Source organism: Roseibium sp. (genome assembly GCF_965229775.1).
GTDB lineage: Bacteria > Pseudomonadota > Alphaproteobacteria > Rhizobiales > Stappiaceae > Roseibium.
The window spans coordinates 4,110,380-4,129,564 of record NZ_OZ245929.1; the positions used below are offsets into that span (position 1 = coordinate 4,110,380).

Sequence of the window (19,185 nt, forward strand, 5' to 3'; positions counted from 1 at the left end):
AAAACGGATGGCTGTCACCTTCGCCGGGTGAGGCTCAGTTGGGAGGAACGACGTGGACTTTGCACCGAACGAAGATCAGCGCGCTTTTCAGGATATGGCGGCCAGCTTCTCAAGGGAGGAGCTTGCCCCCTATGCAAAGGAGTGGGACGAGGACAGCATTTTTCCGGTTCCGACCCTGCGCAAGGCGGCCGAACTTGGGTTCGGCGGGATTTATGTGAAGGAAGACGTGGGCGGGTCCGCGCTCGCACGCCTTGATGCGGCGCTGATCTTCGAGGAGCTCTCCAAGGGCTGCACATCGACCGCGGCCTATCTGTCCATTCACAACATGGTCGCCTGGATCATCGACACATATGCGTCCGACGCGCTGCGGCAGAAATTCCTGCCCAGGCTCTGCACGATGGAACTCCTGACGAGCTACTGCCTGACCGAGCCGGGCTCCGGGTCCGATGCCGCGAGCCTGCGCACCAGCGCAAGGGACGATGGCGACCACTACATTCTCAATGGCTCCAAGGCCTTCATTTCCGGCGGGGGAGTGAGCGATCTTTACGCCGTCATGGTTCGCACGGGCGGCGAGGGCCCCGCGGGCGTTTCCTGTCTTCTCGTCGAAAAGGGAACTCCCGGCCTGAGTTTCGGAGCCAACGAAGTCAAGCTCGGCTGGAAGAGCCAGCCGACCGCACAGGTCAATTTCCAGGATTGCCGCGTTCCGAAATCGAATCTCGTCGGTGAGGAAGGGCAGGGCTTCAAGATCGCCATGTCCGCACTGGATGGCGGACGTCTCAATATCGGAGCCTGTTCACTCGGTGCCGCGCAGGCCTGTCTGGATCACGCGCTGGACTACATGAAGGAGCGCAAGCAGTTCGGCAGGCCGATCGCCGATTTTCAGGCCCTGCAATTCCGGCTGGCCGATATGGCGACCGAGCTGGAAGCCGCACGCCTGCTGCTCCACAAGGCGGCGGCTGCCGTGGATGCTAAGTCCCACGAAGCGACAAGGCTGGCGGCCATGGCCAAACGGCTGGCGACGGACACCGGGTTCAAGGTCGTCAACGAGGCGTTGCAGCTTCACGGCGGATATGGCTATCTGCGCGACTATCCGATCGAACGTTTTTTCCGCGATGTCAGGGTGCACCAGATCCTGGAGGGAACCAACGAGGTCATGCGCCTGATCATTGCGCGCCATTTGCTGAAGGACTGAGCGAAGCCTCTCCTTTTACCCATTGAAACGACTCGCATTCCACAAGGCAATTCAATGAACGACGAGATCCTGTTCGAGGTGCGCGGCAAGGCGGGGTTCGTGACCCTGAACAGGCCGAAGGCGCTCAACGCACTGACACATGACAAGGTCAGGGCGCTGGCCTCGCAGCTGGAACGCTGGGCGGACGATCCCGCAGTCTGCCACGTGGTTATACGGGGCGCAGGCGGCAAGGCCTTTTGCGCCGGAGGCGACATCCGCAGCATCTACGATGCCGGGCGTGCCGGTGAACTCGACGGTCTGAAGACCTTCTTCCGGGACGAGTACACGCTGAACGCCTATATCAAGGCCTATCCGAAGCCCTACATCGCGCTGATCGACGGCATTGTCATGGGTGGCGGTGTCGGTGTGTCCGTGCACGGAAGCCATCGCGTCGGAACCGAAAACACGCTGTTTTCGATGCCGGAAACCGGGATCGGGTTCTTCCCGGATGTGGGCGGCACGTATTTTCTGCCGCGCATGCCGCGCAAGACCGGCGTCTATTGCGCGCTGTCTGCCGGAAGGCTGAAGCAGGCGGACGCGCTCGCTTGCGGTGTCCTGACCCACGCCGCCGCGCAGGAAAACCTCACGGATCTGCAGACAGCACTCGAATCGACAGACGATGTTGACGCGACGCTGGAGCGTTTTCTGGTGTCTCCTGAAGCGGGACCCGTGGAAAAGAATGCAGAACTGATCAAACATGCGTTCTCGGCCTCTTCCGTCGAAGAGATTCTCGGCCGTCTTGACGCCGTCGGCGACGAGTTTGCACAAAAGACCGCTTCCGCGATCCGGGGAAAGTCACCGACCAGCGTCCTGATTGCCTTCGAGCAGATGAAGCGTGGCGCGGCCCTGACCTTCAACGACTGCATGAAGCTGGAATACCGGATCGTCTCGCAGATCCTGAAGGGTGAGGATTTCTTCGAGGGCATCCGCGCTGTCGTGGTCGACAAGGACCAGTCTCCGAAATGGCAGCCTAATCAGCTCGCACAAGTGGACAGGGCCGGGCTGGCGTCGTATTTCGAAGAACCGTCTGACGGAGATCTTCTTTTCTAAGGCCCAATCGGATCGCACATGATCACAAGCTTCCAGGACCTCATTGACGCCCGCCCTCCGTGGAGCACGATCCTGATCCTCTATCTGCGCTGCATCGCGCTGATTCTCATGGGCGGGGGCGTCATCTACTGGGCGCGCATCATCGGCATCGTCGAGTGGCATGGCAATTTTTTCTGGGACATGCCGATCGCCCTGCAAGGAGCGACCGTCTTCTTTGCCGTGCTGGACCTGGTTGCCGCGACCGGTCTCTGGCTGACCGTTTCCTGGGGAACGGTGATGTGGATATTCAGGTGTTTCTGCCAGATCCTGATGCACACGGCCTTTGCGGATCTCTATGGCCGCCGGCCCTACGAGATCACCTTCTATCTGATCACGATCGCGATCTACGCGGCGCTGGCCTATCTCATGCACAAGGAAAACCGGGTGGCAACGGCAACCGGGTGACCGACGCCTGCGACGGCCGATCAGCTGACTCAAATCATAAGGAAACCCGCCCAACCGACTCTGGAACAAGGCGGAATGCATCTGGGAGAGACGATATGACAAGCACAATCGGTTTCATCGGTCTGGGAAACATGGGTGGGCCCATGGCCGTCAATCTCGTCAAGGCCGGGCACAGGGTCCTCGGGTTCGACCTTTCGGAAGCAGCGGTGAGTGCGTTTGTCGAGGCCGGCGGTGAAAAGGCGGACGGCGTTGCAGACCTTGCCGGCGAAGCGGATGTCATCGTCACGATGCTGCCGGCGGGCAAACATGTCCGCCAGATCTACCAGGCTGAGGGCGGCATTCTGGACAATGCGAAGGCCGGAACGCTCCTGATCGATTCCTCGACCATCGACGTCGACAGTGCCAGGGCGGTTTCGGCAGCTGCGGCAGGGAAGAACATGCCGATGGTGGATGCACCGGTTTCCGGCGGCGTCGGCGGCGCCACGGCCGGCACGCTGACATTCATGGTCGGCGGCTCCGAGGACGCGTTCGCGTCCGCCAGACCGTTTCTCGACATCATGGGCAAGACGATCGTGCATGCCGGCGGTGCCGGCAACGGCCAGGCGGCAAAGATCTGCAACAACATGATCCTCGGCATTTCCATGATTGCCGTGAGCGAGGCATTCGTGCTCGCCGAAAAACTGGGACTGGATGCGCAGAAGCTGTTCGACATCTCTTCAACGGCGTCCGGCCAGTGCTGGTCTCTGACATCCTATTGTCCGGTACCGGGTCCTTTGCCGTCCTCGCCGGCCAACCGGGATTACCAGCCGGGATTTGCCGCGGCGATGATGCTCAAGGATCTGAAGCTCGCCCAGGAGGCGTCCAGCTCCGCAGGCGCGGCAACCCCTCTCGGAGCCGAGGCCGCGGCGCTCTATGCGCTGTATTGTAACTCAGGGGGAGATGCTAAGGACTTCTCAGGTATCGTGAATTTCCTGCGCGGAACGTGATTAACAAAAGATGAAACAGGGTGCTCAAAAGCGGTTCAAACGTTAACGAACGATTCAGCGTGTCTCTTAAGCGGATTTTAGAAACACTCGGTTAGATTGAGTGTCAAGGCGGGAAGATATCCGCCCATCAACAGGTACTATAAGAGGCGCAAACACATGATCACCGCAAGTAGGGCAGTCGACGCTGTTTCACCGAGCGAAGCGGACGAAGTGGAAATCAAGCCACTTTACCTTGAAGCTCTGACTCTTGTCGAAAGACTGCATCGGCGTCTTCTGGACGTCATCAAGGATGAATTCGACCGTATGGGTCGTTCCGATGTCAACAGCGTGCAGGCTCTGCTGCTGTTCAACATCGGTGACGCGGAGCTCACTGCCGGTGAGTTGCGTACACGCGGCTACTACCTCGGATCGAACGTGTCCTATAACCTGAAGAAACTGGTCGAGACCGGATACATCCACCACCAGCGTTCCCGTATGGACCGCCGGTCTGTGCGTGTCAGCCTGACCGACAAGGGCCAGGAAGTCGCCAAGATCGTCAACGATCTTTATGAGCGGCACATCCTGTCCGTCGAGCAGGTTGGCGAGATCGGTGCCGAGGACTTTGTTGCACTCAACAAGTCGCTTCGCCGCCTCGAACGCTTCTGGACCGACCAGATTCTCTACCGGCTCTGATTCAAGCGGCATATCCGGATGACAAAGCACCGCCCACCGGGCGGTGCTTTTGTTTTGGGTCTTCACGCATTTGTGGCTTTTATTCCTTTCCTTTTCTTCTTATCCGATGGTCTGGGCACAGCTCGTCTGAAAACGACTGAGATCGCCCGTATTTTGTGTGCTGCGGCTGTTCGGTGACATCTTGTGGTCACAAAAGAATGGCTTTGTTCAGCGCTCAAGGCGGCAGCATGGTTAAAAATTCAAGCGATTTATTAACCTCTGCCGAATAGAAATTTGTTTTGGAACAGGAAGCCGGAGCTGTTTTACTGGCCCGCTTCAATACCACGAGATCTGAAGGCGTAGGGCGTTGCAAATGAAGTTGGCGATGCACATGAAGGTCGGCCAGTCCGGAAAAGAGGGTTTTGCCGCGTGGCGTGCCGGGAAGTCGTTCCTGGGCGTGTGCGCCCTTGGAATAGGCGCTTTGCTGGCACATGGCGGCCCGGCAAGTGCACAGACGGCTTTGCAGTCGCTGCAGCAGAACCGGCAGAATGTCGAATGGACCGATAACTTCGATATCGCCACTGAAAACATCACCGAGGTGAATTCCTCCGCGCCGACCCTGTCCCCGGAAACAGCCGACTATATCGCTGTCGCGATCGACCGCTACCAGCGCATCGTTCAGGCCGGCGGCTGGGGAACGGTGACCGGCGGCGGCAAGGCGCTCCGCATCGGCGCAAAGGATCCGCGCGTTGTCGAATTGCGCCGCCGTCTGATCGCATCCGGCGACCTGGAACAGCAGGCCGGATTGTCCGACGCATTCGATTCCTACGTTGAAGCAGCGCTGCGCCGGTTCCAGCTGCGCCACGGGCTGATCCCCGATGGTGTCATGGGCAACGACACCGTCCAGGCGCTCAACGTCCCGGCCCACGTCCGGCTGGGCCAGCTCGAAACCAACCTGGTGCGCATGCGCTCCATGTCGGGTTTCCTCGGCGACCGCTACGTGATGGTGAACATTCCGGCAGCGGAGATCGAAGCCGTTGAAAACGGCAGGGTTCGCTCGCGCCACACGGCCGTGGTCGGCAAGATCGACCGGCAGACGCCGATCCTGAACAGCAAGATCTACGAGCTGAACTTCAATCCTTACTGGACGGTCCCGGTCTCGATCATCCGCAAGGATCTCATTCCGAAGATGAAGGAAGATCCGGAGTACCTGTCAAAGAACAACATCCGTATCTTCGACTGGAGCGGCAACGAGCTTGCCTGGCAGCAGATCGACTGGAATACGGATGAAGCGACGCAATATCGCTTTACCCAGGACCCGGGCGCGGAAAACTCGCTGGGCTCGGTCCGGATCAATTTCCACAACAAACACCAGGTGTATCTGCACGATACACCGTCCAAGACGCTGTTCGGCGAGAGCCAGCGTTTCCATTCTTCCGGATGCGTCCGCGTCCAGAACGTCCGTGAGCTTGTCACCTGGATGCTCCAGTCGACGACACCGGACTGGAACCGCACGCGCGTGGATTCGGTCATCCGGACAGGCGAGCGCGAGGACGTGAAGCTGAAAAAGTCGATACCGCTTTACATGACCTACGTGACCGCGTGGGCCAATGCGGACGGCGTCGTCCATTTCCGCGACGACATCTATGCCAGGGATGATGTCCTTGCCACCGAAACACAGGCGCGCCTCTAGGGTACGGACCCATAAATGAAGCCGATTTGGCGGCAGAAATGGCAAAAATCTCGCGAGGAAGTGTGCGCAGAGCGGGCTTTATGCCCGGTCAAGCGCGGTGACGTTGCGAGGTGAAGCCATTTTGCCGTCCTTCGGATTTGGCCGTTTTGGCCATCTGCCACGTCGCGAAAGGCTTGAAAATGAACCACATTTCCTGCGCTTTCGCTCCTCGCAGCTGGTCAAAACGATCCAAACCAAATTGAATTCATTTATGAGTCCGTACCCTAGGTTTTTCAGCGCTTGACAGTTGTGTGGGTACGAAACGCCGGTCTTGATAAGGCCGGCGTTTCGTGGCTTTTAGGAGACGACTGCAGCAGGGAGATGCCAGATGAGTCGCGAGCCGCGGCCAGGCGAGATCTATCTCGAGTTTCATCCGATCGGCCGGCAGGTGAAGGTCACCGCGATCGATGCTGCAACCGGCATTGAAGTCTCCACGTTCGGACCCGCAACGACGGCCCAGGAAGACCTGCAGCGCGTTGCGGTCCGGAAACTGATGCGCCGGATCAGCCAGATCGCCGATCGCGACGGCACGGCACGGGACCCGTCCCTGTATTGACGGAAACTTTGCCGTCGAACGCCGGAAATCCGCGCAGGCGAAGGCTTTCGAGAGGGTCATCTGTCGTTTTCCCAACTGGCCGCGTCGGTATGCCCCTTGGTTCTGCAGGGGGGCTGTGTTACTTCCTCGCGCCATGTTGGCCACGCGGCCTGGCCTTGCCCGGTTGGGTAAGGGCCGGGGCCTGGTTCCTCGTCAAACGAATACAGGGAAAGTGCGATGTCTTTGATGGAAAGCTCCGGGCAGACTCATTCCGGTTTCTTCACAAGTACCCTTGCCGAAGTTGATCCCGATATTTTCGGAACCGTTCAGCAGGAGCTGGGACGCCAGCGCCACGAGATCGAACTGATCGCTTCGGAGAACATCGTGTCCCGCGCGGTTCTGGAAGCCCAGGGATCGATTTTCACCAACAAGTACGCCGAAGGCTATCCGGGCAAGCGCTACTACGGCGGTTGTGAATTCGCGGATGTTGCCGAAACACTCGCCATCGAACGTGCCAAGGAACTGTTCGGTTGCCAGTTTGCCAACGTCCAGCCGAACTCCGGCAGCCAGATGAACCAGGCGGTGTTCCTCGCGCTCCTGCAGCCAGGCGACACCTTCATGGGTCTCGATCTCAATTCGGGCGGGCACCTGACGCATGGCTCACCGGTGAACATGTCCGGAAAATGGTTCAACGTCGTGTCCTATGGCGTGCGCAAGGATGACCACCGTCTGGACATGGAAGAGGTCGAGCGCCTTGCGACCGAACACAAGCCCAAGCTCATCGTTGCGGGCGGCACGGCCTATTCGCGGTTCTGGGACTGGGCGAAATTCCGCGAGATCGCCGACAGCATCGGTGCCTACCTGATGGTTGACATGGCGCATATTGCCGGCCTTGTGGCGGGCGGTGTGCATCCGTCTCCGGTGCCGCATGCCCACGTTGTCACCAGCACGACGCACAAGTCGCTGCGTGGTCCGCGCGGCGGCCTGATCCTGACAAATGACGAGGCAATCGCCAAGAAAATCAACTCGGCAGTGTTCCCGGGACTGCAGGGCGGCCCGCTGATGCACGTCATCGCGGCGAAGGCGGTCGCCTTCAAGGAAGCGCTGCAGCCCGAATTCAAGGCCTATGCCCGCGCGGTTGTCGACAATGCCAAGGCGCTTTCCGAAGCCTTGAAGGAACAGGGCCTGGATATCGTTTCCGGTGGAACGGACAACCACTCCATGCTTGTCGATCTTCGCCCGAAGAATGCCACCGGCAAGGCGGCGGAAAAGGCGCTCGGGCGCGCGAACATCACCTGCAACAAGAACGGCATTCCCTTCGATCCGGAAAAGCCATTCGTGACATCGGGCATCCGGCTCGGCACACCTGCGGCCACCACGCGCGGCTTCGGTGTTGCCGAATTCAGGGAAGTTGCCGCTCTGATCACGGAAGTGTTGGATGGTTTGAAGGCCGCAAACAGTGAAGAGGGCAATGCGGCAGTTGAAGCAGCGGTCAAAGCCAAGGTAGAAGCACTGACGGCCCGGTTCCCGATCTACGGGGGATAATCCGGCCCGGTCAGGAGCTTTGAGAAATGAGATGTCCGTTTTGCGGTGGCGAGGAAACCCAGGTCAAGGATTCCCGTCCGACCGAGGACAACACGACCATTCGCCGCCGCAGGATCTGTAACACCTGCGGCGGCCGTTTCACGACATTCGAGCGGGTTCAATTGCGTGAACTCATGGTCCTGAAACGGTCCGGTCGCCGTGTGACGTTCGACCGCGAGAAGCTGATGCGGTCCGTCCAGATTGCGGTGCGCAAGCGACCCGTAGATCCCGATCGCATCGAACGCATGGTCAGCGGCATCGTGCGGCAGCTTGAAAGCTCCGGCGAAACTGAAATTACCGCCGAGACCATCGGCAATCACGTCATGGAGGGGCTGAAGGGCATCGATGATGTCGCTTATGTCCGGTTTGCCTCTGTCTACAGAAATTTCCGAGAAGCCAAAGATTTTGAAGCGCTCCTGGACGAACTCAGCGATTCAGAGAACGCGCCACTAAAAGACCAATGATCTTTGCGATTTGATTGACATGTCTTGTGTAACCACGACCGATACGCGGTTCATGGCCGCGGCCGAACGTCTTGCCCGCCGCGGACTGGGACGCGTCTGGCCGAACCCTTCCGTGGCCGCCCTGATCGTCAGGGTAGAGCAGGGCGGACCGATACTTGTAGGCCGAGGCGTCACGTCCCGGCCGGGCATGGCACATGCCGAAGTGAATGCGCTCAGGAACGCCGGCGACCGCGCGCGCGGCGCCACCTGCTATGTCACGCTTGAGCCGTGCTCCCATTATGGCCGCACACCGCCGTGTTCCCTGGCACTCATCGAAGCCGGGGTCTCGCGTGTGGTCATCGGGATGCCGGATCCCAATCCGCGTGTCGCCGGACGAGGCGTGAACATGTTGCGCGATGCAGGCGTTGAAGTCGTTGTCGGCGTGCGTGAAAAGCAGATGAGGGATCTCTACAACGGTTTCACCCTCCGCCAGCTCAGGCAGCGGCCGCATGTCTTCCTGAAACTGGCTGTGTCGAAAGACGGCTTTATCGGCCGCTCCGGCGAGGGACAGGTCAAGATTTCGGGCCCCTTGTCGATGCGCAAGGTGCACGGGTTCCGTGCCGAGTACGACGCCATACTCGTCGGAACCGGAACCGCGCTTGCCGATGATCCGCAATTGACATGCCGATTGCCGGGGCTCGCACAGCGCTCGCCGGTGCGCGTGATCGTGGACCGGTGTGCACGCCTGCCGCTGGAATCGAAACTCGTCCGCACCTGTGTTGACGTTCCGGTGTGGCTTGTCTGCGGCAACGACGCCGACGCGGACAAGATCGAGCTGCTGGCCGCCGCAGGTGTCAACGTGATCCGGGTGCCGGCCGGGGACTGCTCCATCGATCCGGGAGTGGTGTTGAGCGCGCTCGCAACAAGGGGCATTACCCGGGTGATGGTCGAGGGAGGCGCGCGCATGGCGTCGTCTTTCCTGGAGGCAAACCTTGTCGACGACCTGTGTGTCGTTACAGGAAATCTGGAGATCGGTGAGGGCGGAATCCCGGCGCTGCGGGACCTTGCGCTTGAAGATGTGCTTGCAGACCCCAAATTCGAGCGGGTCGATACCGGCGCGTTCGACCAGGACCGTTTCGTATATCTCAGACGCCGTGGAGGCTGACATGTTTACCGGCATAGTGACCGACATGGGCGAAATCATTGCCATTTCCGACATCCCGGCCGGCAAGCGGACGCGGATTCGGACGTCCTATGACACGCAATCCTTCGACATCGGGGCGTCGATTTCCTGCTCCGGCGTTTGCCACACGGTCACGCGGAAGGCGAATGAGGCGGGCGGAAACTGGTTCGAAGTGGAGTCGGCCGCCGAAACTCTTGCCCTTACGACCGTTTCCGACTGGCGAGAAGGCCAGAAACTCAATCTGGAACGGTCCCTCACGCTTGGAGCAGAACTGGGCGGACACCTGGTTCTGGGCCATGTCGACGGCATAGCGCGCGTCGTCAAGCGGGAAGATCATCCCGACTCTGTCTACTTCCAGTTCGACGTGCCCGAGGACGCGGCGCCATTTATCGCAAAGAAGGGATCCGTTGCGCTCGATGGCACCTCGCTCACCGTCAACGAGGTTGACGGCTGTCTTTTCTCCGTGTTCCTGATCCCCCACACGCTCGAAGTCACGACCTGGTCGGACCGCCACGTCGGCGACGGGATCAATCTGGAAGTCGACATGATGGCCCGCTACGCCGCGCGACTTGCGGAATTCGGCAAGAACGGGTAGGGGACGTTCCAACCTATCGCAGGAACACGCCATCGCTGGTCCGGCTGCGCGCATGTCGTCCGGTTCTGGCTGCATTGCACGATTGACGCTGGACAAGACGTGACAGACGTGGTTCCTGTCGCCGCCCCATTTAGGATAGACTGACCCATGAGCGCTGCATCGAAACTGTTGATCATCGAAGCCCGGTTCTATGACGATCTGGCCGACGCGCTTGCCGAGGGAGCCATCAAGGAAATTGAGGCTGCCGGTGCGAGCTACGACCGCATCGCCGTTCCCGGGGTGCTCGAAATTCCGGCGGCGCTTTCCATGACGATGACGGCGATGGAAAGTGACGGCGTTCTGTATGACGGTTTCGTTCTGCTTGGTGTGGTCATCCGCGGCGAGACCACGCACTACGACATCGTCGCGAACGAATCCAACCGGGTTATCATGGATCTGATCGTTGACGCCGATCTTGCCGTCGGAAACGGCATCCTGACCGTCGAGAACGATGAACAGGCCTGGGCGCGTGCGAAGGTCGGGGACAAGAACAAGGGCGGTGCCGCGGCGCGGGCAGCCCTCGACATGATCGCGTTGCGCGAACGCCTTGGAGTGTAGGAAGAATGACCGGCAAGGCCGACCTGGACCAACCTGAAAAGACCGTGCGCCCCGCCAACAAGCGCGGTGTTGCGCGGCTTGCCGCCGTCCAGGCCCTGTACCAGATGGACGTCGGCGGTGCGCCGCTCACAAGCGTCGTCAGCGAGTTTACCGCGTTCCGGCTCGGCAAGGAGATAGACGGGGCGCAGTATCGCGATGCCGATGAACAGTGGTTCAAGCAGATCGTCGCCGGGGTTGTCGAGGACCAGAAGTTTCTGGATCCCTACATCCACACTGCGCTGACCGAGGGGTGGCCGCTGAAGCGCATCGACAGCCTGTTGCGTGCGATCCTCCGGTCGGGCTCCTACGAGCTTCTGCGCCGCAAGGACGTCCCCGCCAAAGTGATAATCTCCGAATATATCGACGTGGCGAAAGCCTTTTTCGAGGACGATGAACCGGGCCTCGTGAACGGCGTCCTGGATCGGCTCGCACACGAACTGCGCAACGCGGAACTCGACAGCGGCAAGGCGGACGGCGCCTCCTGACATGTCGAAGGACCGTCCCGGCGAATTCGAACTGATCAAGCAGTTTTTCGCGCCGCTGGCTTCCGATCCGGGCAGTCTGGGACTGACCGATGATGCCGCGGTGTTCGTGCCGGAAGCCGGATACGACTTGGTCCTGACGAAGGATGTGCTTGCAGCCGACGTGCATTTCTTCAAGGACGATGCGCCTGAGGCAATCGCGTCAAAGGCGCTCAGGGTGAATCTCTCGGACCTTGCGGCCAAGGGCGCCCGGCCGCGCGGCTACCTCCTCGGCCTGGCGTTGCCCTCCGACTGGACAGAGGCCTGGCTTGAGCGGTTCTGCGCCGGACTGGCGGCGGATCAATCGGCTTTCGACGTCCGGCTGCTCGGCGGAGACACGATACGCTCCGGCAACGGCCTGCAGGTTTCCATTACCGCGATCGGCCAGGTTACGGCCGGCCGGACGGTCCGGCGCTCAGGTGCGAAACCGGGCGATGTCCTCTTCGTCACGGGCACGATCGGCGATGCGGCCGCCGGCCTCAAGATACGCCTCAACAAGCTGTTCTCCACAGAAAACAAGCTGACGGACGCGCAGGAACGTCATCTGCTCGACAGGTACCTCATCCCGAGGCCCCGGTTAGCCTTGAGCGATCTCCTGACCGAATTTGCGTCGGCTTCGATGGACATTTCCGACGGTCTGTTTGCGGACAGCGCGCATATGGCAGCCGCTTCCGGCGTGGATCTGGAAATAGAGCTTGCGCGAATTCCCGTTTCGCCGGCCTTGCAGCAGCTGCAATCGACATCCGGTGACGCCTATAAAGCTTGCCTGAACGGCGGCGACGACTATGAAATTCTGGCGGCCGTCCCCGTGGCCGGAGCACCCGCGTTTCAGACCCGGGCCGCGGCAGCCGGGTGTCCGGTAACGGCAATCGGAGCTGTCGTAGACGGCCGGGGGACTGTAAACTGCCGTGAAGACGGGACGATATCAGCCTGGCGCGACGACGGCGGATTCACGCATTTCTGAGTAGCGGGACGCCATGTCGACGCATGTTGTCCGCTAGTCACCTGAATCTGAAGCTCGCTTCGGAGACTGCTTAAGCAATGATGCGAACTTCAAATTCACCGTACGAGCGTTTTACCAGCGGATCGGACCGTGTTACCCGTTCGCCTTGTTTCCTTCCATGCCGCAACCGGACAATCCAGAGACTTGATGCATGACCACCGCGCAGCCGGAATACTTCGTTGATGATCACCTGGCCAAACGCAACGCCCTTTTGCTGTCGCTGGCACAGGCTCTTGGCGGGGCATCGGCGTCGATCGTGATCGCGACGGGGCCGCTGGTCGGCTACATGATGCTCGACCAGGACAAGTCCCTCGCCACACTGCCCGTGTCCGCAATGGTCCTGGGAACCGCGTTCGGGACGATCCCGGCCGGAATGATCATGCGCCGGTTCGGCCGCAGGGCAGGCTTCACCGGCGCGGCGATTCTCGGGGTGCTTTCCGGACTGCTTGCGTCGTTCGCGGTGTTCCGGGACAACTTCCTCTTGTTTTCGCTGGCCTGCTCGATGGGCGGCTTCGCCGGGGCTTTCGTGCAGCAATACCGTTTCACCGCCGCGGACACTGCGAGCGATGCGTTCAAACCCAAGGCGATCTCCTGGGTTCTGGCCGGCGGCGTGTTGGCAGGCATCGTCGGTCCCCAGACAGTGATCGCGACAAAGGACATGTTCGCGCCGATCATGTTCGCCGGCACCTATCTGGCGCAGGCCGGACTGGCGCTTGTGTCTCTCTTTCTGCTCGCCTTCATCAGGATACCGAAGCCGCCGGTTCAAAGCAGCACGAAAGCAGGCGGACGGCCGCTTCGAACGATCATGGCGCAACCCAGGTTCATCGTCGCGGCTGCCTGCGGCATCTGTTCCTACGCCCTGATGAGCCTCGTCATGACCGCGACGCCGCTTGCCATGATCGCCTGCGGCCTGTCGGAGACAGACGCGGCGCTCGGCATCCAGTGGCACGTGCTGGCCATGTTCGGGCCGAGTTTCTTCACGGGCAGCCTCATTGCACGGTTCGGCAAGGAACGGATCGTTTCAATCGGTCTGAGCCTTCTTGCCGGCTGTTCGGTCGTTGCCCTGATGGGGATTGAGCTGGCGCATTTCTGGACTGCGCTGGTCCTGCTCGGACTGGGCTGGAACTTCGGTTTCATAGGTGCCACGGCCATGCTGACCGATACCTACCGTCCGGAGGAACGCAACATGGTTCAGGCCGTGAACGATTTTCTGGTGTTCGGTTTTGTCGCCGCGGCCTCGTTTTCCTCCGGAGCGCTTCTCAACGCCTTCGGATGGGAAACGGTCAATGTTCTCGTTTTTCCGTTTGTTGTGCTTTGCATCGGATTACTTGTCTGGCTGGTCCTGGCTGAAAGAAAAGCAGTTACAACCGCTTAAAGTACCTTCCTGAATCTCTTTCGTCGGTGCAGCAAAAATACTGCACTGCAACAAATCTTGTCGCAACGGAAGAGTGAAATTAAACGATGTGAGAGCTTGACGAAACGCTCCGCTTTGTTGCTATCGTGTGCGCGCCTCACGCTGAGGAATCTGTGCGGGGCGCGATCTGGCGGCAAAAACAACGATAACAAGTATCCGCCGCAGTTCTGGGAGGAAGTATGATCGAGCTTGTCATCATTGTTGTTTGTGGCCTCTTGTCCATTGCGTATGGCGCGTGGGCGATCCAGTCCGTCATGGCGGCGGACGCGGGAAATGCCCGCATGCAGGAAATCGCCGGAGCGATTCAGGAAGGGGCCAGCGCCTATCTCAACAGGCAGTACACAACCATCGCCATCGTCGGCGCGGTTGTTTTCGTGCTCGCGTGGATACTGCTGTCCGGGCCCGCGGCAATCGGTTTTGCCATCGGGGCCGTCCTTTCAGGAGCTGCCGGTTATATCGGCATGATGGTCTCGGTTCGTGCCAATGTGCGCACGGCGCAGGCCGCGAGCCAGAGCCTTGGCGCCGGGCTGGAAATCGCCTTCAAGGCCGGTGCCGTCACCGGCCTTTTGGTTGCGGGCCTGGCGCTGCTGGGTGTCGCTGTCTATTACGCCATACTGACAGGCATGATGGGATACGAGGCGACGGACCGGACGGTGATCGATGCACTTGTCTCATTGGGCTTCGGTGCCTCCCTGATCTCGATCTTCGCACGTCTTGGCGGTGGTATCTTCACCAAGGGCGCCGACGTCGGTGGTGACCTTGTCGGCAAGGTCGAAGCGGGTATCCCGGAGGATGATCCGCGCAATCCGGCAACGATTGCCGACAACGTCGGCGACAATGTCGGCGACTGTGCAGGCATGGCGGCCGACCTGTTCGAAACCTACGCGGTGACCGTGGTGGCAACCATGGTTCTGGCATCGATCTTCTTCACCGGCGAAGCCGCGACCGACCTGATGCTGCTGCCGCTTCTGATCGGTGCAAGCTGCGTCGTGACGTCGATCATCGGCACCTTTTTCGTCAAGCTCGGCGAAAACAACTCGATCATGGGCGCGCTCTACAAGGGCTTTATCGCGACATCTGTGCTGTCGGCTGTTGCCCTGGCCGTGATTGTCTTCGGCTGGCTGGGATCCGGCACCGAGTACACCACGTCCGGCGGAGCCACCTTCACCGGTTTCGACCTGTTCGTGTGCGGTATTGTCGGCCTTATTGTGACCGGACTCATCATCTGGGTGACGGAGTATTACACCGGGACGGAATACCGTCCGGTGAAATCGATCGCCCAGGCCTCTGTCACCGGTCACGGCACCAACGTGATCCAGGGTCTCGCGGTTTCTCTGGAGGCGACAGCGCTTCCGGCGATCATCATCATCGCCGGTATCCTGGTGACCTACAGCTTTGCCGGATTGTTCGGCATCGCGATCGCGGTGACAACGATGCTTGCCCTTGCCGGAATGGTCGTGGCGCTTGATGCCTTCGGACCGGTCACCGACAACGCGGGCGGTATCGCGGAAATGGCGGATCTTCCCGCAGAAGTGCGCACGACAACGGATGCGCTCGATGCGGTCGGGAACACGACCAAGGCCGTCACCAAGGGCTACGCGATCGGTTCCGCAGGCCTGGGTGCACTCGTGCTGTTCGCGGCCTACACGGAGGATCTGAAATACTTCTCCAGCACGGCTGAGGAAGGATCGATCTTCGCGGGCATCAACGTGGACACGCTGTTCACGCTCTCCAACCCCTATGTCGTCGCCGGATTGCTGTTCGGCGGACTGCTGCCGTATCTCTTCGGCGGTATCTCCATGACGGCCGTCGGCCGCGCTGCCGGCGCGGTGGTGGAGGAAGTCCGCCGCCAGTTCAAGGAAAAGCCGGGCATCATGGAGGGCACGGAGCGTCCGGACTACGGGCGCGCCGTGGACATGCTGACCAAGGCCGCGATCCGCGAGATGATCATACCCTCGCTGCTGCCGGTCCTGTCGCCGATCGTCGTGTTCTACGTCGTTCGCGCGGTCGCCACGCCGGCGGATGCGTTCGCCGCGCTCGGCGCCATGCTGCTCGGCGTGATTGTGACCGGCCTCTTCGTGGCCATCTCGATGACGGCAGGCGGCGGTGCCTGGGACAACGCCAAGAAGTCCTTCGAGGACGGCTTTACCGACAAGGACGGCGTCACCCACGAAAAGGGCGGCGAAGCGCACAAGGCGTCCGTCACGGGCGATACGGTCGGCGATCCCTACAAGGACACGGCCGGTCCCGCGGTGAACCCGATGATCAAGATCACCAACATCATGGCGCTCTTGCTCCTGGCGATCCTGGCACACTGACGGAAATCTTCCGCTCGCCCGGCGAGCGGGAACGCTTCTGCCGAAACAAAAAGCGGCGGGTCTCTCAGGAGGCCCGCCGTTTCTTTTTTGGATGGGTCAGGAAACGATTTTGCTCTGGGGCGAGATTTGCCGGCTGACCAGGATTTCATCGATGAAATCCTGGTAGTCGAGTTCCGACGTGACCGTTCCGCTGCGGACGACCCCGGTGAGCATGAGGGTCATGAGCGCAAGCACACCGGTCTGCAGGAACATGAGGATCATGATGCCGAGCACGACCGATGCCCAGCCGGGCGTCGAATAGCCGATGGTCTTCAGGATGACGGCCGTCGATCCGAAAACGACACACAGCGCCGCAACGATTGCCGAAGCGATGCCGACGCGCACCAGAACGTCCTCGGCGAAGACCATCATGCCCTTGAAGCCATGGAGCGCCAGGCCGACGAAGTTCATCTTCGACTGGCCGGCATAGCGCGGACCGCGGTCCTGGGGGCAGGTCGCAATCCGGAGCTTGGACGCGAGAACCGCGGAGGCAACATGGATCGACAGCTCCGGCATGGCCGCCAGCCGTTTGACGCCCATCGGCTTCATCGCCATGAAGTTGCCGAAGCTGATCGTCCGGCCCGTGATGATGCGGAACAGGCGTTTGTAGATCTTGTAGAAGGTCTTGAAGCGCATCGTCTCGAAGCGGCTCTTGCGCCGTGCAACGACGACGTCGACATCGTCCTTGCTGAGCACGCTCAGCAGTTTCGGTATGGAAGACGGGAGATCCTCTCCGTCGGAATCCATCACCACCACCAACTGGTTCTCGCTGATATGCGTTGAAACATACCCGACGCCGATCGCGATCGCCTTCTGGTGGCCGACATTGCGTCTCAGCTTCAGGACGGTTCCCCTGGCGCCTGCCTGATCCATGCTTGAGGTATCAAGCGGCTGTTTGACCGAGCCGTCGTCGACGGCAACGATATAGACACTGTCACCGAGTTCTGCCTGCAGCTCCTGGAACAGCCGGCTGCTGGCCTCAAAGTCTTCGTAGACCGGTGTGACGATAATGATGCGGGCGTCCGTCGGGATCATCAAGGTTCACAGTTCCCTGAAATAGGCGATGGTCTTTTTGAGTCCCTCTTTGAGGGGGATTTTGGGAGCCCAGTCAAGTTCCGACTTCGCCAGCGCGATGTTCGGCTGACGCTGTTTCGGGTCGTCATGCGGAAGCGGCCGGTAGATGAGTTTCGAGCTTCCGCCGACGAGGTCCAGGACGGTTTCTGCGAGTTCGCGGATCGTGAATTCGGACGGATTGCCGAGATTGATTGGCCCGGTCAGCTCACCGGGTGAGGCCATCAGGCGGACGAAACCTTCAATGAGGTCGTCGACATAGCAGAAGCTGCGCGTCTGAAGCCCGTCTCCGTAGATCGTGATGTCGTTGCCCTGCAGGGCCTGCACGATGAAATTGCTGACGACCCTGCCGTCATTGGGGTGCATGCGCGGCCCGTATGTGTTGAAGATGCGGGCGACCTTGATCTCCAGGCCGTGCTGGCGGTTGTAGTCGAAGAAGAGCGTTTCCGCGCAGCGCTTGCCCTCATCGTAACAGGATCGGACGCCAATCGGATTGACGCGGCCCCAGTAGTCTTCGGTTTGCGGGTGTACCTCGGGGTCTCCATAGACCTCGCTCGTGGAGGCCTGAAAGATGCGTGCCCTGGTGCGCTTGGCGAGGCCCAGCATGTTGATGGAGCCGTGGACACTCGTCTTGGTCGTCTGGACAGGGTCGCGCTGGTAGTGGACGGGCGACGCCGGGCAGGCGAGGTTGTAGATCTCGTCGACCTCCAGATAGATCGGAAACGTGACGTCGTGCCGTTGAAACTCGAAATGGGGGTTTGCGAGCAGATGGGAGATGTTGTCCTTGGTGCCGCTGTAGAGATTGTCGATGCACAAGACATCGGCGCCTTCGTCCAGAAGACGCTCGCACAGATGCGATCCCAGAAAACCGGCGCCGCCCGTGACGAGAATTCTTTTCCTGTTCGCAATTTTCATGAATTGAATTCCCGCGCCCTGGGTTCTGTTTCTTTGTTTTGGTCACGTCCGCACCCCGAACCTGGGTGAGGAGTCCTGATACGTCGCAACGGAAGGCTGTTCGCGCCGCTGCCTTGCAGGCGCAGGCGCCGTTCCCTTGAACACATGCGGTTTACTCTGAAAGCGGCAGCTTTCACAAGCTCGGCCTTATGCGTGGGTGTAGAGCAGGCGAAAGGCTGGGTTCCAGGCACACTGGTTCCGCCGGCACTCAATGGAACAAGGGCCGAAGGAGCGGGCGGTTGTCGCGCAGGAAACAAATTGCGTTTCACGAGGAGGACAGGCGCTGCAGCGAACTGGCCGGCCGCTTCGCGCCGTCGCTGCTAGAGCCCAAGACCCGGGTTGGTCGCACCCCGGAGGATCTGCGTCAGGAAGCCGTAATCCGCACCGCCCGTGCGGGTCTTGCGGGTGACGATATCGACGATCTTGCCGTCTTCGAGCGTGTAGTTGCCGATATCCTGAACAAATCCGTCATCGTCGAAGTAGATTGCCACGACGCGTTGCTCGACGATGTCGGGTGAAAGAAAGGCCGTGGTCGCCGTTTTCTGGGAGATATAGTAATAGGCATCCCCGCTCAGGCTTGAAGTTGTCGAGGGCGAGCCTAGAACCAGTTCAACCTGCTCTCGGCTGGAACCGACCTGCACCTGGTTCAACATGGATGTCGTCACCACATGTCCATGCGTATAGGTGGAGGTGAAGCAACCGCCGAGCGGCAGGGTCGCCAGAAGCGGAAGGATCAGGGCGCTCGCCTTGAAGTTCATCTAAGAAGTCCCGTTTCGCCAGGCCACACTGGCCGAT

At 60.3% G+C, this 19,185-nt stretch carries 19 protein-coding genes; 16 read left to right on the top strand and 3 right to left on the bottom strand.

What is annotated here, in order from left to right:
- The first annotated feature begins 52 nt into the window (after nucleotides 1–52).
- The 16 genes from ACO07N_RS18545 (at nucleotide 53) to ACO07N_RS18620 (ending at nucleotide 16,326) form a co-directional block, all read left to right on the top strand.
- Nucleotides 53–1,192, top strand: coding sequence for an acyl-CoA dehydrogenase family protein (locus ACO07N_RS18545; protein ID WP_421982445.1), 1,140 nt, complete (start codon nucleotides 53–55; stop codon nucleotides 1,190–1,192).
- 54 nt (nucleotides 1,193–1,246) lie between these two features.
- Entirely contained in the window at nucleotides 1,247–2,281 is a 1,035-nt protein-coding gene (locus ACO07N_RS18550; protein WP_421982446.1) for an enoyl-CoA hydratase/isomerase family protein, read from the top strand.
- 18 nt (nucleotides 2,282–2,299) lie between these two features.
- Complete coding sequence (locus tag ACO07N_RS18555) at nucleotides 2,300–2,725, top strand: DUF6163 family protein (RefSeq protein WP_421982447.1); 426 nt, start codon at nucleotides 2,300–2,302, stop codon at nucleotides 2,723–2,725.
- Nucleotides 2,726–2,820: 95 nt separating this feature from the next.
- Complete coding sequence (mmsB, locus tag ACO07N_RS18560; RefSeq protein ID WP_421982448.1) at nucleotides 2,821–3,711, top strand: 3-hydroxyisobutyrate dehydrogenase; 891 nt, start codon at nucleotides 2,821–2,823, stop codon at nucleotides 3,709–3,711.
- 156 nt (nucleotides 3,712–3,867) lie between these two features.
- Nucleotides 3,868–4,383 carry a transcriptional regulator LdtR gene (ldtR, locus tag ACO07N_RS18565; protein WP_306145182.1) on the top strand — a complete coding sequence of 172 codons (516 nt, stop codon included), beginning with the start codon at nucleotides 3,868–3,870 and terminating at the stop codon, nucleotides 4,381–4,383.
- A gap of 352 nt (nucleotides 4,384–4,735) precedes the next feature.
- Nucleotides 4,736–6,055 (top strand): L,D-transpeptidase family protein, encoded by a 1,320-nt coding sequence (locus ACO07N_RS18570; protein WP_421982449.1) that lies wholly within the window; start codon nucleotides 4,736–4,738, stop codon nucleotides 6,053–6,055.
- A 367-nt stretch (nucleotides 6,056–6,422) separates the two neighbouring features.
- Nucleotides 6,423–6,650 (top strand): DUF6898 family protein, encoded by a 228-nt coding sequence (locus ACO07N_RS18575; protein ID WP_421982450.1) that lies wholly within the window; start codon nucleotides 6,423–6,425, stop codon nucleotides 6,648–6,650.
- Between the two features lie 225 nt (nucleotides 6,651–6,875).
- Nucleotides 6,876–8,174, top strand: a complete 1,299-nt coding sequence (gene glyA / locus ACO07N_RS18580; RefSeq protein WP_421984451.1) for a serine hydroxymethyltransferase — start codon at nucleotides 6,876–6,878, stop codon at nucleotides 8,172–8,174.
- Nucleotides 8,175–8,200: 26 nt separating this feature from the next.
- Nucleotides 8,201–8,677, top strand: coding sequence for a transcriptional regulator NrdR (nrdR, locus tag ACO07N_RS18585; protein ID WP_421982451.1), 477 nt, complete (start codon nucleotides 8,201–8,203; stop codon nucleotides 8,675–8,677).
- Nucleotides 8,678–8,696: 19 nt separating this feature from the next.
- On the top strand, nucleotides 8,697–9,821 hold the full coding sequence (gene ribD / locus ACO07N_RS18590; RefSeq protein WP_421982452.1) for a bifunctional diaminohydroxyphosphoribosylaminopyrimidine deaminase/5-amino-6-(5-phosphoribosylamino)uracil reductase RibD: 1,125 nt from the start codon (nucleotides 8,697–8,699) through the stop codon (nucleotides 9,819–9,821).
- A gap of 1 nt (nucleotide 9,822) precedes the next feature.
- Entirely contained in the window at nucleotides 9,823–10,434 is a 612-nt protein-coding gene (locus tag ACO07N_RS18595; protein ID WP_421982453.1) for a riboflavin synthase, read from the top strand.
- A 147-nt stretch (nucleotides 10,435–10,581) separates the two neighbouring features.
- Nucleotides 10,582–11,031, top strand: a complete 450-nt coding sequence (gene ribH, locus ACO07N_RS18600; RefSeq protein ID WP_319386874.1) for a 6,7-dimethyl-8-ribityllumazine synthase — start codon at nucleotides 10,582–10,584, stop codon at nucleotides 11,029–11,031.
- 5 nt (nucleotides 11,032–11,036) lie between these two features.
- A complete protein-coding gene (nusB, locus tag ACO07N_RS18605; protein ID WP_319386875.1) occupies nucleotides 11,037–11,555 on the top strand; it encodes a transcription antitermination factor NusB in 519 nt (172 codons plus the stop codon).
- 1 nt (nucleotide 11,556) lies between these two features.
- Entirely contained in the window at nucleotides 11,557–12,555 is a 999-nt protein-coding gene (gene thiL / locus ACO07N_RS18610) for a thiamine-phosphate kinase (RefSeq protein ID WP_421982454.1), read from the top strand.
- Nucleotides 12,556–12,745: 190 nt separating this feature from the next.
- On the top strand, nucleotides 12,746–13,969 hold the full coding sequence (locus ACO07N_RS18615) for an MFS transporter (protein ID WP_421982455.1): 1,224 nt from the start codon (nucleotides 12,746–12,748) through the stop codon (nucleotides 13,967–13,969).
- Between the two features lie 218 nt (nucleotides 13,970–14,187).
- Nucleotides 14,188–16,326, top strand: coding sequence for a sodium-translocating pyrophosphatase (locus ACO07N_RS18620; RefSeq protein ID WP_421982456.1), 2,139 nt, complete (start codon nucleotides 14,188–14,190; stop codon nucleotides 16,324–16,326).
- Nucleotides 16,327–16,422: 96 nt separating this feature from the next.
- Here the strand turns inward: ACO07N_RS18620 and ACO07N_RS18625 are convergent, their stop codons facing one another.
- From ACO07N_RS18625 to ACO07N_RS18635, 3 genes are all read right to left on the bottom strand, one after another.
- Nucleotides 16,423–17,400, bottom strand: coding sequence for a glycosyltransferase (locus tag ACO07N_RS18625; RefSeq protein WP_421982457.1), 978 nt, complete (start codon nucleotides 17,398–17,400; stop codon nucleotides 16,423–16,425).
- Between the two features lie 6 nt (nucleotides 17,401–17,406).
- A complete protein-coding gene (locus ACO07N_RS18630; protein WP_421982458.1) occupies nucleotides 17,407–18,351 on the bottom strand; it encodes a UDP-glucuronic acid decarboxylase family protein in 945 nt (314 codons plus the stop codon).
- A gap of 359 nt (nucleotides 18,352–18,710) precedes the next feature.
- Nucleotides 18,711–19,148 (bottom strand): outer membrane protein assembly factor BamE, encoded by a 438-nt coding sequence (locus ACO07N_RS18635; protein ID WP_421982459.1) that lies wholly within the window; start codon nucleotides 19,146–19,148, stop codon nucleotides 18,711–18,713.
- Nucleotides 19,149–19,185: the final 37 nt, after the last annotated feature.

Coding starts and splice junctions, on each gene's coding strand:
- ribD (WP_421982452.1), top strand. CDS start 8,697: ATGTCTTGTGTAACCACGACCGATACGCGGTTCATGGCCGCGGCCGAA.
- ACO07N_RS18570 (WP_421982449.1), top strand. CDS start 4,736: ATGAAGTTGGCGATGCACATGAAGGTCGGCCAGTCCGGAAAAGAGGGT.
- ACO07N_RS18550 (WP_421982446.1), top strand. CDS start 1,247: ATGAACGACGAGATCCTGTTCGAGGTGCGCGGCAAGGCGGGGTTCGTG.
- ACO07N_RS18575 (WP_421982450.1), top strand. CDS start 6,423: ATGAGTCGCGAGCCGCGGCCAGGCGAGATCTATCTCGAGTTTCATCCG.
- ldtR (WP_306145182.1), top strand. CDS start 3,868: ATGATCACCGCAAGTAGGGCAGTCGACGCTGTTTCACCGAGCGAAGCG.
- ACO07N_RS18615 (WP_421982455.1), top strand. CDS start 12,746: ATGACCACCGCGCAGCCGGAATACTTCGTTGATGATCACCTGGCCAAA.
- glyA (WP_421984451.1), top strand. CDS start 6,876: ATGGAAAGCTCCGGGCAGACTCATTCCGGTTTCTTCACAAGTACCCTT.
- ACO07N_RS18630 (WP_421982458.1), bottom strand. CDS start 18,351: ATGAAAATTGCGAACAGGAAAAGAATTCTCGTCACGGGCGGCGCCGGT.
- nusB (WP_319386875.1), top strand. CDS start 11,037: ATGACCGGCAAGGCCGACCTGGACCAACCTGAAAAGACCGTGCGCCCC.
- ACO07N_RS18620 (WP_421982456.1), top strand. CDS start 14,188: ATGATCGAGCTTGTCATCATTGTTGTTTGTGGCCTCTTGTCCATTGCG.
- ACO07N_RS18625 (WP_421982457.1), bottom strand. CDS start 17,400: ATGATCCCGACGGACGCCCGCATCATTATCGTCACACCGGTCTACGAA.
- ribH (WP_319386874.1), top strand. CDS start 10,582: ATGAGCGCTGCATCGAAACTGTTGATCATCGAAGCCCGGTTCTATGAC.
- ACO07N_RS18635 (WP_421982459.1), bottom strand. CDS start 19,148: ATGAACTTCAAGGCGAGCGCCCTGATCCTTCCGCTTCTGGCGACCCTG.
- ACO07N_RS18595 (WP_421982453.1), top strand. CDS start 9,823: ATGTTTACCGGCATAGTGACCGACATGGGCGAAATCATTGCCATTTCC.
- nrdR (WP_421982451.1), top strand. CDS start 8,201: ATGAGATGTCCGTTTTGCGGTGGCGAGGAAACCCAGGTCAAGGATTCC.
- ACO07N_RS18555 (WP_421982447.1), top strand. CDS start 2,300: ATGATCACAAGCTTCCAGGACCTCATTGACGCCCGCCCTCCGTGGAGC.
- thiL (WP_421982454.1), top strand. CDS start 11,557: ATGTCGAAGGACCGTCCCGGCGAATTCGAACTGATCAAGCAGTTTTTC.
- mmsB (WP_421982448.1), top strand. CDS start 2,821: ATGACAAGCACAATCGGTTTCATCGGTCTGGGAAACATGGGTGGGCCC.